Source organism: Sodaliphilus sp. (assembly GCF_045598405.1).
GTDB classification, from domain to species: domain Bacteria; phylum Bacteroidota; class Bacteroidia; order Bacteroidales; family Muribaculaceae; genus Sodaliphilus; species Sodaliphilus limicaballi.
This window is the reverse complement of record NZ_JAZLLZ010000166.1, coordinates 1-13898: the sequence shown is the minus strand read 5'-3', so window position 1 is coordinate 13898 and position 13898 is coordinate 1. Positions and strand designations below refer to the sequence as shown.

Annotated in this window: 9 protein-coding genes; 3 read left to right on the top strand and 6 right to left on the bottom strand. The window is 51.4% G+C overall.

The genetic code is table 11. The features are described from left to right. Positions 1-113 precede the first annotated feature (113 nt). The 3 genes from ACKI3C_RS11470 to ACKI3C_RS11460 form a co-directional block, all read right to left on the bottom strand. Positions 114-2543, bottom strand: coding sequence for a dockerin type I domain-containing protein (locus tag ACKI3C_RS11470; protein ID WP_407405158.1), 2430 nt, complete (start codon positions 2541-2543; stop codon positions 114-116). Between the two features lie 5 nt (positions 2544-2548). Beyond that, positions 2549-5098, bottom strand: a complete 2550-nt coding sequence (locus ACKI3C_RS11465) for a leucine-rich repeat protein (protein WP_407405156.1) — start codon at positions 5096-5098, stop codon at positions 2549-2551. A 196-nt stretch (positions 5099-5294) separates the two neighbouring features. Further along, a complete protein-coding gene (locus ACKI3C_RS11460) occupies positions 5295-6140 on the bottom strand; it encodes a transposase (protein WP_407405184.1) in 846 nt (281 codons plus the stop codon). On the opposite strand from ACKI3C_RS11460, the gene ACKI3C_RS11455 reads away from it, so the two are divergent. Further along, positions 6057-6440: a hypothetical protein gene (locus ACKI3C_RS11455; protein ID WP_407405186.1), complete on the top strand. Its 384-nt coding sequence runs from the start codon at positions 6057-6059 to the stop codon at positions 6438-6440. The two genes, ACKI3C_RS11460 and ACKI3C_RS11455, sit on opposite strands and share 84 nt — an antisense overlap. Here ACKI3C_RS11455 and ispF read toward each other — a convergent pair. The 3 genes from ispF to ACKI3C_RS11440 all read right to left on the bottom strand — a co-directional run bounded on the left by ispF (position 6418) and on the right by ACKI3C_RS11440 (position 8560). Then, positions 6418-6900, bottom strand: coding sequence for a 2-C-methyl-D-erythritol 2,4-cyclodiphosphate synthase (gene ispF / locus ACKI3C_RS11450; RefSeq protein WP_407405154.1), 483 nt, complete (start codon positions 6898-6900; stop codon positions 6418-6420). The genes ACKI3C_RS11455 and ispF overlap by 23 nt on opposite strands. A 70-nt stretch (positions 6901-6970) precedes the next feature. Beyond that, complete coding sequence (porV, locus tag ACKI3C_RS11445) at positions 6971-8185, bottom strand: type IX secretion system outer membrane channel protein PorV (protein WP_407405152.1); 1215 nt, start codon at positions 8183-8185, stop codon at positions 6971-6973. A gap of 204 nt (positions 8186-8389) precedes the next feature. Beyond that, entirely contained in the window at positions 8390-8560 is a 171-nt protein-coding gene (locus ACKI3C_RS11440; protein ID WP_407405150.1) for a DUF362 domain-containing protein, read from the bottom strand. 403 nt (positions 8561-8963) lie between these two features. On the opposite strand from ACKI3C_RS11440, the gene ACKI3C_RS11435 reads away from it, so the two are divergent. Next, positions 8964-9314 carry a translation initiation factor gene (locus ACKI3C_RS11435; RefSeq protein ID WP_407405148.1) on the top strand — a complete coding sequence of 117 codons (351 nt, stop codon included), beginning with the start codon at positions 8964-8966 and terminating at the stop codon, positions 9312-9314. Positions 9315-9370: 56 nt separating this feature from the next. Continuing rightward, positions 9371-12865: a UvrD-helicase domain-containing protein gene (locus tag ACKI3C_RS11430; protein WP_407405146.1), complete on the top strand. Its 3495-nt coding sequence runs from the start codon at positions 9371-9373 to the stop codon at positions 12863-12865. Positions 12866-13898 lie beyond the last annotated feature (1033 nt).

Here is a 13898-nt window from a genome sequence, read left to right as displayed (position 1 = left end):
TTATTAAACTACAAAGATACTGCTTTTAAACTAAAAGAACAAAAGAAACATAAGATTTGTGAAAAACCTCATGTTTCTTCTGTCTCTTTTGTGTCTCTGCGGGTGGGGGAGAATCACTTGCCCAGGATGATGTTTATCACCAGGTTGGCATCAGTGACGTCTATGGCGCCGTCGCCGGTCACGTCGGGGTTGCCGGTGTAAGGCTTGCCCAGGATAGCGTTGATGATGAAGTTGGCGTCGGTGATATCTACGACGCCGTCACCGTTCACGTCACCCTTGACTGCTGCCTTGTGGGCTGTGTAGTGGCTGTAGAACTCCTTGAATGTGATGCTCTGCTCGCCTGTGGCGCCGCTCTTGCTGGGGGTGATTTTTATTTCCTTGACGGTGATGGGATAGGTGCTCACCTTGTCCGCTCCGCCCAGTGCCGCGATGTCGAGCAGCAGGGTGTGGTCCTTGCCAGCCTCATATCCGCCCTCTGTCTCGTAACGCACATAGTTGGAACTGGTGACGTTGTTGTTGCGGGTATCTACCTGGATGTAGTCAATGGGGATGCTGCTGTTGAATGTGAGCGCGATGGTGTCGGGAAGGCTGTAGAAGGTGATGTCTTTTTTGAGCGACATGTAGGGCGCACGGCCGCCGCTGTACTTGAACGTGAGCACGCCGTTCTCGCTCAATGCCAGGTTGCTGGCACCGCTCTGCTTGAATGTCCAGCCGTCCCAGGCCTGGTTGATGACGGGGCTGTCGCTGATCTCAACCACCACGGTGTCGTTGTCAACAAACGAGCCTATGTTGCATGTGATGGGAGTCACACCGTTCTTCACTCCTTTGAGCACTCCGGCGGTGATGGTTGCCACGGTGTTGTCCTCGACGTTCCAGTCAAGGTGGGCTGGGTCATAGAAGTAGGTATTGTTGTTGACCGTTGCTGTGACCTCTACGGGATAATCGCGGTCGTCGATGAGGATTGCGGGCTTGATGGCGATTGAGGGCTGTGCCGCGAGTGTGGTCACGGGCACGGTTGCTGTCATGCCGTTGTAAGTGGCGGTGAGAGTGCCACTCACAGCATCGCCTCCTGCAATGAACACGTCGCCTTGAGTGGTGCCAACGCTTGCGTCGCACGACAGGACGAAGCCTTTCACATCCTCGTTGATGAGTTCGCCGTTCTTGTTGTAACCAAGCACTTTGGGAGTGAACGACGAATAAACGGGTGCCTTGACATGGAAGTCGTCAAACATGATAGACGCTATCTCGCTGTCCTCTTCGCCCTCGGCCACGAGCATCCATCCGCAAGCCACAGCGCGAGGTGTGCCCTCGGTGGTGGTGTTGATGATAGAACCGCCTATCATCATCTCGGCCGAACCGCCGGCATCGTAGTTGATTACCTCGCTCACGTCGGGACACATATTCTTGAGAATCTGGCACATGACGGCTGTGGGGCAACCATCGCTCTTGCCGTAGAGTTTGCTCACGCTCTTGTCGATGACAATCATGTAGAGTCGTGTTCCCTCGGCGTTGCAGCCATATGCTGTGCGGCTGTAAACCATGCTGTTATATTCCTCGTCGTAGTTTCGCCCGGTGAGTTCGCCGTTGTGCATCACCTGTGCATTGCCCTCGACCATGCTCTCTATGGCAGGAACGCCTGTGCCGCCGTTGGCGTCATTGGTTGTCCAGTAAGAGGCCACTTCCACCTCATCGCCCACAGCGAGCGCCGATAGCTTTGCCTTGGCAGCGCCGCTGGCTGTGATGCAGGCATCAAATGCTCCCAGCTTCTGGCGGTCGGCGCCGTTGACTATCTTGCTCACCACCATTTTCACGGGCTTGTTGACGAGCCATTTCTCGCCCTCGGCGAAGGTGAGGAAATAGTTGTCGGTCTCGCAGTTGCCCTGATTGTTGTGAGCGGTCCAGTTGGTCTCAAACTCGCGCGTAGCGGTATATGCCTGGTTCCACAGGGCCACCTCGCCGTTGATGCAACGGCGGTTGAAGTTGGCATAGTTTACCTGCTCGGTTTTCTCGCTGGTGATTGCGCCAGCCCAGGCAAAGTGTCCCATGTGCACGCGGCGGTCATGCGTATAGACCGACGCCCCGGTGCGGGCCCAGCCGCCGTCCCACTGGTCGGCGGTCATGTTGGTGTTGACATATGTGGTGTCGTTGCGCACAGCGGCTCCCATAGGGGTGCCCAGAGCATATACATTCCAGGGAGCGCCCGACCCGCCCACAATCCAGAAGTTTCCGTTGCAGGCTGCGACAGGACGCTTGGTGGCTGTGCGGTTGCGGTGATAGGCATTGGCAAGGGCCTCGGTACGCCCCACGGTATTATAGCCGATGGTGGTCTCGACGCGCATGTGAGGGTTGGTCACATCGGCTTCAAGCACATACACATTGAGCGGGTAGTCGGGTATGCGCACGATGGTGTTGACCATTCCAGGACCTATCACACGATGGGCCAGCGTGTCCATAGCATAGGACTTGCCGTTAATCATTACATCGGCCATAGCAACTGTGGCACAACAACTTACCGCTAGTAAAGATAAGTAGATTCGTTTCATAAAGGCTAGTTTTTAGGGTTAATAGTAGGTTGTTTTTTCAAAGATAGCACATGTGTCCCCCCTTTTCCCAAGATAATGTTAATCACCTCATTGGCATCGGTTATATCCACCTCGCCGTTGCCGTCCACGTCGGCGCGGCCGTTGTAGTTAGAGGCTTTGTCCTTGCCTAGGATGACGTTGATGAGTATATTGGCATCGGTGATATCCGCCTCGCCGTCACCGTTCACATCGCCCTTCTTGCTGGCGGGTGCGGGCCACAGATTGAGGTAGTATTCCTGGTAGCCAGCTTGCTGCGAGCTGGGTATCTTGAGGTAGCTGGTGCCCGAGAGTGCATAGTTGCCGCTGTGAGTGGGGCGGATGAATTTTTTACTGTCAGTGTTCCAGATGTAACCACCGTCCACGCCAAATACATCAACCTTTGTGTCGGGAACGCCCGCCAGCAGGTTGCGAACAGGATTGCTGCCGCTTGTCGCGCGGGGCAGGCGATAGATTTCACCTTTATTGATTCCGGTTACCACAACGCCCGTGCCAGCTGCAACGCTGGTAATTATGCTAGTATTAAGGGTGTTGCCAGTGCCGCTGGTTACATAATAGGCATTGAGGCCGCTGCCGCTGAATGTCACGGGAACTGCGCACGAGAATGTGGTGTTGTCGTATGTGCTCTGGATGTAAGGAGCCAGGAAGTCGATACCAGTCTTACCACTGCCCATGTCCCAGTTCTTGAGTGCCGAGGTGTACATGCCGTTAAACATAGTGTGTTTTACCCAGAAGGTGAATCCCGTGGCATTGTTGCCAAAGAACTTGCCGTCCCACGTTGTGCCGGTAGTGTTGAGCAGAGTCACATTCTTGAGCAAAGAGGCATTGGACAGCGCATCAGTGGCAAACGATGAAACGGTGTTATCCAGGTCTATATCGGTAACGCTGGTGCCGCGGAAGGCATCAGTGTCGATGCGTGTGGGAGCATAGACTTTTCCTTCATTAGATGTAGCATTCACTGCGATTTTGGCATTAAGACTGCCCATTCCATGCACTACCTTCAATGTACCGTCATAGTTAGTCCCGTTGATTGTAGTCTTATTGCTGCTGGTAACGGTGTAATAGGCATTAAGCTTGAAGTCATAGGCGGTCTTGTAGTCGGGGTTGACCGATGTGAATTTGCTCCATGTCTTGCTGGCCTTGTAATCGGCCACCGCCTCGCGAGGCACATAGAGCTTGGCTCCAGCATCAATTCCCACATTGGTGGCATTTAGATCGGCGGCACTCATTATGGTCTTGTTAGAGATGTTCATGACAAACTCTGCATCCTTTGTAAACCAGCAGTTACACATCCAGTCGGGGTACAAGACAGTCACCGACGAGGGTATGTTGAGATAGGAATGAATGTTAGTGTTCTCAAATGCATGTCCCCTGATTTCCTTGAGTCCGTAGGGGATCTTGATGGCGCTGTTGCTCCACTGGAAATTCTGGAATGCATACTCGCGTATGGTGTGTACTGGTTGCACGTTAATGGTGTGGCGTACCGTGTATGGGGGTACACACACGAGCTCCCTATTGCCTGCGGCATCCTTGCCATATAGAATGCCATCATTGAGCCAGAAGTTGGTGTTCTCGCTGCTAAGCTGAATCTGAGTCAGCAATACGGTGTGGCGGAACACTGCCTGGCCCATGGTGGTCAAGTTCTTGGGCAAACTTATAACTCCCAGCTTGCTGTTGTAAAAAGCCTCGTCACCTATAGTGGTGAGGCTGGTGAGATTCTTGAGCTGCGCTGATTTGATTTCTGAGTCCATGAATGCCTGTTTGCCTATCTTGGTGTATTCAAACCTGAATTCGTAACCCATGGGTGACGAGATGGCGTTGCTGGGCTCGTAGGTGGTGGCACTGGACACTTGTGAGCCGTTAGGGTTGAAGCCCACGATGGTGCACTTGTGGGTATCGCCTGCCCGGGTTGCCGGGGTCTCGACTACCGACACTGTGCCGTCGACCATATACATGTCGTATGCCAGCACGCTGCGTTCGATGCCGAAGAGGCGTTCCTGTTCGTCCGACGGCCAGATGTCGCCGTTGGGGAAGTAGGCCTTCATGCCCGAGTTGACGGGGAAAACGCTCTCGCCATAGTTCACGCGACCCTGGCGTGACTGGGCAGTGTAGAAATTCTTAAAAGCCGAGCATCCGTTGAAAGCCCAAGAGCCTATAGAGGTCACCGATGAGGGGACATAAACCGAGACAAGCTTAGTACATTTCTGGAAAGAGGCACTACCGATAGTACGCATTCCGTAAGGGAAACGCACCGCGGTTATCTTGTCATTGCCAGCAAAGGCACTGGCCTTGACCGATGTCACATTGTAATAAGATCCGTTATAGGCTACCGATGGAGTAATCTCAATGGCTCCCGAAACAGATTCACCGCTGGCAAGGCCGTTAAGTTGGCACTCGCCACGCAAGTTCCCCGATGGAGCCTTGGTAATGGTGTAACTATAACTGCTCCATGTAAAAGTCTGTGCCACAGCATGCATAGTCACTGAAAGCATCACGAGCAATGAAAGTGATTTCTTCATATTATTAGTAGTTGTTTTAATAAGCTATTAAGTCCAAAAGACAAAAATACAAAAAAAACAACAAAACCACAACTTTTAGCGCTTTGTTTTCAACTAATTGTGGGGAATGTGGGGAGCATGGCTGTTTTAGTGGCGAGCCTCATTGTGGCTCGCTAATCACCCGCCCCTCTCATTGTGGCCGTTGCAGTGGCGAGCCTCATTGTGGCTCGCTAATCACCCGCCCCTCTTGGCTAGTGATGGAGCAAATAGCGCTTGCCATTGAATTAAGCGAAAGGCACTGGTCGCGTGTAATTCTTTTCTTCTCGTAGTGGAAAGGCCAAGGAGCAAGTAACAGCAACTTGCCCAGGATGCAGTAGTCAAATTCCCAGCCATAGGGCTTGAACACCTCGGGGAAGCCGTTTTCTTTGAGCACAATCAGTTTCCCGCCATGATCACGAGCCATCTCGCGCACTTCCTTCTCGCGTGGGCTCACAAACGGCGAGACAAGAACTCCGCCATTTTCTATCACATCCTTCCACATTGACAGATTGCGGTTGTGCTCGTCAATTGTGTCACTCCTGTGAACCTCGACCTGGACTTTTTCAACTTCACGAAGCAAAAGGACATTGCCATAAGCTGCATAGTCCTGACCGGCAATCACGATGTGAAGGTATTTGCGAAACAGCTGTGGGTAATACCTCTTTATGGCCAAGCGGCGCGGGTTGTCGTCGATATATTGCTTTATGGCCTGCAACTGCCCCTTGCGGTACACAATGCGGTCGTGATATCCCTCCTCAAACAGAGGCAGCAGGCCTTCATCATGCGGATACAACGCCCTAAGGGCCTTGTTGCCCCCAGTCTTAAACCCCTTAACGACATTCCCGAGGGTGATACCAGTTAACTGGCACGACACGAAAAGCAATATATGCACATGGTCTTCCATGCACACATGTTTCCACACCTCTATTTCTTTATAAAAGTGGGTAATATTCTCAATACACTCAATCACCTTTTCCCCGAGTGGCGAATGCACTATGTGTGGAGATTCAATTCCACCTTCCATCCTGCCCAGCAAGCGACGTCGCCCCTCGACCACTATGGTGAGCATATAGACCCCGCGGCCACTATAATCTCGCCATGTGCAACGGCGTTTCATAGAGTGCTTGACTGGCGACAATGGATGATGTGGATGCTCGTCTTGCATGCTAGTAAATTTAAAAAGGAAAAAACAATCAAGGTGGCGGCCCTCATTGTAGCAAGCCTGGGTTCAGTGGCGAGCCTCAGCGTGGCCGTTGTAGTGGCGGCCCTCATTGTGGCAAGCCTGGGTTCAGTGGCGAGCCTCAGCGTGGCTCGCAATAGATAAGTGCCACGGCATAGGCGCTGATGCCTTCTTCGCGGCCGGTGAAGCCCAGGCGCTCGGTCGTGGTGGCCTTGATCGACACCTGCGAGATGTCGCAGTTCATGCACTGCGCCAGCTGTTCCTGCATGGCCGGGATGTGAGGGTTGATCTTGGGACGCTCGGCACAGATGGTGAGGTCGCAGTTGCCCAGCACATAGCCTTGCTCGGCTAGCAGACGGGTGACTTCACGCAGCAGCTTGCGGCTGTCGATGCCCTTGTAGCGCGGGTCGGTGTCGGGGAAGTGATAACCTATGTCGCGCATGTTGGCGGCACCCAGCAGCGCGTCGCACAGCGCATGGATTGCCACGTCGGCATCGCTGTGACCCAGCAGACCCAACGTGTGTTCTATCTTCACACCGCCCAACCACAACTCGCGGTCCTCCACAAGGCGGTGAACGTCATATCCCATTCCTATTCTAAACATATTACTCATATTTCTTTATTATAAAAAAGGGGCAGTTGCCTGCCCCGTGTTATCTCATTGACCGTAATTATTACCTGCGGCCAAACAAGTTCTTGATACCGTCCATGTCGAAGGTGACGGTGAAACGCAGAGTCTGGTCGAGGGGACTCTGCTGTGCAGTTGCAATCATGTAAGACGCGTCGAGGCGAATCACGTTCATTGCAAATCCGGCACCGAAACCGAAGTACTGACGGTTACCCTTGGTATTGTCCTCGTGGAAGTAACCGCCACGCAGGAAGAACTGCTGGTTGTAGGCATACTCGGCGCCTATTGAATAGTTGATTTCCTTCAACTCCTCCTTGAATCCGCCGGGAGCGTCGCTAAACGACTTGAAGATACCGGTGATGGGCGACATGTCTTTCCAGTTCTGGAGTGCCTCGCTATATGCCTCATAGTCGTAGCCTCCGTCCTCGGTGAGGTAGTTGCCCTGGCGAGGCTTGGCAGGAACAAGCAACTTGTTGGCATCAAGTGCGATAGTGAGGTTGTGGTAGTCGGCCAGGGGGAATGTGAATGCAGTACCCAAGCGCAGGTTGGTGGGGAGGAATGCGGGGTCGTTACCGCTGTTGTAAGCCACCTTTGAACCCACGTTCGACAGGTTGAAACCCAGCGACCACTGGCACTCGTTGCGACCGATTACGGGATAAGTAGTGAAATATCCACTGATGTCGGCAGCAAACGCCGATGCGCCCTTGGTCTGGTCGGGGTTGTTGCCGTCGCCGCCATAACCCAGGTCACTGTAGATGTAGCGCAGAGCAACACCCATTGAGAATTTCTCGCTCAACTTGCGTGAATAACCCAAATCAACCGACATCTCAAACGGGTTGATGCTTGCCATGGCAGCACCACCGGCGTCGCTGGTCGAGATCTCGCCGAGCGAGAAGTAACGCATTGATGCACTCACGGCCTGGTTGTCACCGCTACCTATCTTCATGTAACCAGCCACATTGGCAAGGAAGATATCGTTGACAATCTTGCGGAGCCACGGTGTGTAAGACAGTCCGATGCCGGCATTGCTGTAGGCAAATGCATATTTCGACGGGTTCCAGAACTGTGAGTTCACGTCGGCCTCGGTAGCAGCACCCAGGTCGCCCATCGACGCACCGCGGGCATCAGGGGTGATGCTGAGTGAGGTAACACCAGTCTGAATGGGGTTAAATTCCTCACTCTTAATATCATCGGCCAGTGCAGTGACACCCGTCAGCAGAGCCACTGTGGCCAGTATTGCTATTTTAGAAAATACTTTCATAGCCTGTTAAGTTTATATTACTCTTTCTATAATTAACTACATCTACACATTTTTATTGTGTAAGACACACATTTTTTTCATCCACACACTATACATCCCATTCCTCATTTGCACAAACTGCTGCAATAAAAAGAAAAAGTCGCATCTCCCCTTGAGGGGAAAGCGACTTGTTTCTTCTCATGTGTCGATTGACTGTGACGTCAATTATTCACCGGGAGCGATTGCCTCGTTGGGGCAAGAGTCAGCGCAAGTACCGCAGTCGATGCAAGTATCGGCGTCGATTGAATAGATGTCACCCTCGCTGATTGCGCCTGTGGGGCAAACCGACTGGCAAGTTCCACATGCTACACAGTTGTCATTAATTACGTATGCCATTGTGTGAAAAATTTAAATTAGTAAATAGTAAATAATTTCGGGCAAAATTAATGCTTATTTTTTAATTGAGCACTATGTTTGCTCAAAAAAATGCACTATTCACCCCAACTTTCACACCTTTCACCGCTTTTGCTCGGTTGATAATGTTTCCAAGCAAGCAACTCATTAATTTTGCACCCATGAAAACAACCCATTCTTCCAATCAGACTACAAAAGTGATCAAAGTGATCAAAGTGATCAAAGTGATCAAAGTGATCAAAGTGATAAAAGTGATAAAAGTGATAAAAGTGATAAATGCGATAAGAACGATAAAAACGATAAAAACGATAAAAACGTTTTTTATACGCATCGGGTTGCGCAAATTGAAAAAAAATAGTATATTTGTAAACTCAAATATATAGATATGGATCTACAAGACTGGAAAGACAAACTGGGTGCGGCATTTGACCTGCCCGTGTCCGACGGAAATACCACCGACGAGACTGCCACACAAACCCCTAACGCACTTGAGCAGCAAGGCAAAGACATGATTGACATCGTGCTCGAAAAGAAAGGGCGTGGAGGCAAGCAAGCAACCATTGTGACGGGGCTTCACATCGATGACGAGACGCTCAAAGAACTCGCCAGCGAACTCAAGCGGCACTGTGGAGTGGGCGGATCGGCACGTGGCGGCGAAATCCTTATCCAGGGCGACGCACGCAGCAAGGTGCTTGCATTGCTCAAGGGCAAAGGATTCAAAGCCCGCATCATCTAAAACTGTCACAACAGGATAGTTACATCATTATATAAACATTTCAACATTCTATCACCATGAGCAGCAGCTACTCTGGACTTAACGTAATCAAGGCCAGCGCTGGATCGGGCAAGACCTACACGCTGGCAAAGAACTATATCGAACATGTGCTCTTCGTGCCAGGAAAAGGCGGCAAACTCGAACTGCGCAGGGCCAAGGACTACCACCAGCACATTCTTGCCATCACGTTTACCAACAAGGCGACGCAGGAGATGAAGACACGCATCGTCAACGAGATGTTCACATTGAGCCTCGACCCCGCCAAGAGCGACTACTACGACGACTTTAAAAAAGAGTGCTCACAGGATGCACTTGACGGACTCAAGGACGCGGCAAGCCAGGCGCTGAACGCGTTGCTCTTCAATTACAGCGCATTCAAGGTGAGCACGATCGACTCGTTTTTCCAGTCGGTGCTGCGCAACTTTGCACGCGAGCTCGACCGCGACTACAACTACGACATCGAACTCAACGACAAGTATGCGGTACGCCTTGCCACACAGAGCTTCCTCTCATCGCTGGGCAAGGAACGCCAGCTCACAGGAGGCAAAATCACGCAAGTGGAAAAATGGGTAAAGGAATTTCAATCTATACAGCTCGACGCCAAGGCCAAATGGAACTCGCTGTATGACCTCGATGGCTCGCAATACGGCCCTCCGACGCTAGCCACGTTTGCCGCCGACAACATCAACAAAGAGTTTGTGCGCAAGCACCTGGATGACCTGTGCGACTACCTCTCGGGCAACAAGGTCGGGGAAAACTTGGAAAAGATCATGACATTCCGTGACATCCTGAACAACGCCGCCAAGAGTAACCTGAAAAAATTTGAGACTACATCCTGGCAGAACGAGGTCAAGAAGATCTTGGGCGTCGTCCCTGACGATCACTTCAACCACAACAAGCCATTCTACAAACTCTACACTTATGGCACACACTATGACTCCGACAGCTTGAAGCGAATGATTGCCGATCCCACCGACCCGTTCAAAAACGGATATAAGCCCACCGACACCGTGATGCTGGGCAAACTGAGTGCAAAAGTCAAGGAAATCATCGAAAGCAAAAACTACCACAAGCTGTTCGACGCATTGACCAGGCACCTGTGCTTTGTGGGCCTGCTGGGCGAAATCAACAAGAAGCTCGATGAATACCGCCGCGACAACAACACGCTGCTCATTGCCGACTCCAACGAGTTGATAAGCAAGGTGATTTCGACACATGAAGACGCCCCCTTCATCTACGAGCGCACGGGCACGTGGATTAATACCTACATGCTCGACGAGTTCCAGGACACCAGCGAGACCCAGTATGGGAACTTCCTGCCGCTGCTCAAAGAGAGTCTTTCGCACTCGCAGGACAACTTCAACCTCATCATCGGCGATGTGAAGCAGGCCATCTACCGCTTCCGCAACGCCGACCCAAGCCTGTTTCGCGACAGAATCGACATCGACTTCAAACACATACACCCCGACACGCTGCGACACAACTGGCGTAGCCTCAAGAATATCATCGATTTCAACAACTCGTTCATCGAGAAACTTCTCGCACTGCAGCTATACGACGGGTGCAGCGCGCTGAAACGCTCCTATATGCCCGGCGGCAAGGATGAATACTACAAGCAACTCGTGCCGTCGAAGCGAGAAACAGGCGAGCAAGGCATGGTGAAAGTGCTATTCAAGGACAACAACGGGAAACAGCTGAAAGCACTCGACGATGTGAATGATTTCATCATCGACTACCTGCTCGAACTCCATGAGCGCTTTGACTGGAAAGACATCATCATCCTCGTCAACAGGAACAAGGAAGGACAGTCAATTGTGGAGACAGTGCTCGACCACAACAAGAAAGTGCACGCTCAAGAACCCGGCAAGGTGATACCCATCGTGTCGGGCGAAATGATGAAACTGCATCGCAGCACCGCCGTGCGCCGACTCATCAACATGCTGCGGTTCATCGACCTCACCGACTACGTGTTCAATGCCGAAGACGACGAACTCGACAATACTAAAATTGACACCGATGTCACAGCCAGGACTCAACGCAAGCGACTCGCCGAGCAACGCAAGTTTGTCGCGCTGGGCAAGTTCATTGAGCAAATCGAAGTCCAAGGCACCAGCACAAGCGAGCAAGCTGGCGATGTGCTCAACCTGTGCTTCGAAGACATCAACGCGCAGGCATCGCTGCCCACCGACAAGCAGTTGGAGCAATATGCCCTCATGCTCAACGACATGCTGCCCTCACGGCAGTCTGGCATGATGAGCCTCGTGAGCATCGTGGAACATCTTATCCACTCTTACGTCAACAACACCGAGAGCAGCGAAGAGTCTATCTACCTGCACGCATTCCAAAACTGCGTGATACAGTTTGCCAACCAGAGCAACGGCGGCACGGTGCGGGAATTTCTGCGCTACTGGGACCGCAACAAGGACAACATCAACGTGCCCGACTCGGGCGACGTCAATGCCGTCAACGTGCTCACAATACACAAGTCTAAAGGCCTTGAGGCGCACTGCGTCATCGTGCCTTATGCCGGCTGGTCAAACGATGCCTCTAACAGCGACCTGTGGGTCACCAGGGAAGAGTGGCTCAACGATGGCGGGCGACAACTCCTCGACATCGCTGCTGGCAAGGACAAGTGGAGCGAAGACATCGTGCCTCCCATCCTGCTCATGCCTCGCACTGCACTCAAAGTGGGTGGCGACGAATTTGGCCTCTTCACCAATATCACCGCACGCGAAGGCGAGAACGACATCATCGACAACATCAACCGCACCTACGTGGCATTCACTCGCCCGCGCAAGGAACTGCACATCTTCGCTGTGAAATTACCCAAAAGCGGCAAAAACACCATCGCTAATCAGCTTGAAGCCATTGTACCAGGCATGAAAGGCATGGAACTCATCGGCGACGGACAGTACCAGATGGGAAAACCTTGGGTAAGGGAGAATGACAGCAACACATCGACCAAGGACAACGAGGTTAAGTGGACTAACAAAGAGCTCGACTCCTATGCCGTGTCCACCAACCAGGTCATGGTGAACCTGCCCAGCGACATCAACGACATGCGCGAGACTGGAAAACGACTGCACGCTTTGCTCAGCCTCATCACCACTCGCAGCGACATCGACAAGGCAGTGCGGTTGTGCGTGCGCCGTGGCATCATCACCAACGACCCCAACGACCCCTGGAACGCAGCAGTGGCATGCGAGAGACTCACGGCTTTGCTCAATCGGGAAGATGTCAAAGAGTGGTTTGACGACGGCAACAAGGTGTACAACGAGCGTCCCCTCATAGTCGAGAATTACAACCATGACTTCGAGACTAAACGCCCCGACCGCGTGATACAACGCCCCGACGGCTCGTGGGTAGTCATCGACTACAAGTTCGGCCAGCGCGACGACGAGAAACACTTCAAGCAAGTGAGACCCTACATCTTTGCACTCAACAAAGCCACCGGCAAATACGTCACCGGCTACATCTGGTATCTCACCCTAGACACCATCGTCCCCGTGTGACAAATATTGTCATTAAAACAGATTGTACCGATTAAACAGATTGATATTGAGTTGTTTAAGGTGGGTTCTATTAATTGTGTCGAGGCGGTTTTGAGGGGTGTTTTGAGTAGATTTTTGGCAACGACGGAGTCGTTACACTGCATCGTAACCGATGGTCGAGACCGTCGGAGATGCCAAAACAGACTCAAAAGCGACCGAAATAATTAATAAACATTTATCATAATTAATAGAACTCACCTTAAATAAGTTTTGCAAGCTATAGTTTACTGTCTTGCATATAAATAAATTCAACTTTAGCATTTGATAATAAATTAATAACCATCAAAGGGACGTTTCTAATGATGGCATAACCATAAAAGGGACGGTTCTAATGATGGCATGGCTGCCCTCGGTTGTGCCACCGAGGCTATGCGTTGCCAGGCGACCCAGTTCGTCATACGTGTTGCTGCAGAGCAAAACTGGCTCCGTGGCATAACCATCAAAGGGACGGTTCTAATGATGGCATGGCTGCCCTCGGTTGTGCCACCGAGGCTATGCGTTGCCAGGCGACCCAGTTCGTCATACGTGTTGCTGCAGAGCAAAACCGGCTCCGCACCGTCACGTTCAACCGATGTAATGAGCAGGCGTTCCATATTGTCATACGTATAACGCAGAAAGATCCATTGATTGTTTGTTATTATTTAAAATTCAGCATTTTATAATACCTTTACATCAGAAGTGCCTTTGATTTATTTAGAGTTTACTATTTCGGGAAGACCAAAGACTAATCGTTTTATCTTTAGATGAGTTATTCTGAGTAGAGTTTAACATAATGCCACGACTTCACAGGTTTGCTGTTTATTATACCTGCAGACTTGTATTTAAGTTTCATGCATCTTGTTTTGACAAGCTCTTGCTGAAAACGGTGGATATCCACCCACCCAAAACGGGGATATCCGTTCACTTTTCTTGCTCTTTAGCCTAATGGCGATGCAAAATTAATCATTTTTATCAGTTTCCGTACAATTTTGATTGTTTTTTTGCCGCAGGGATG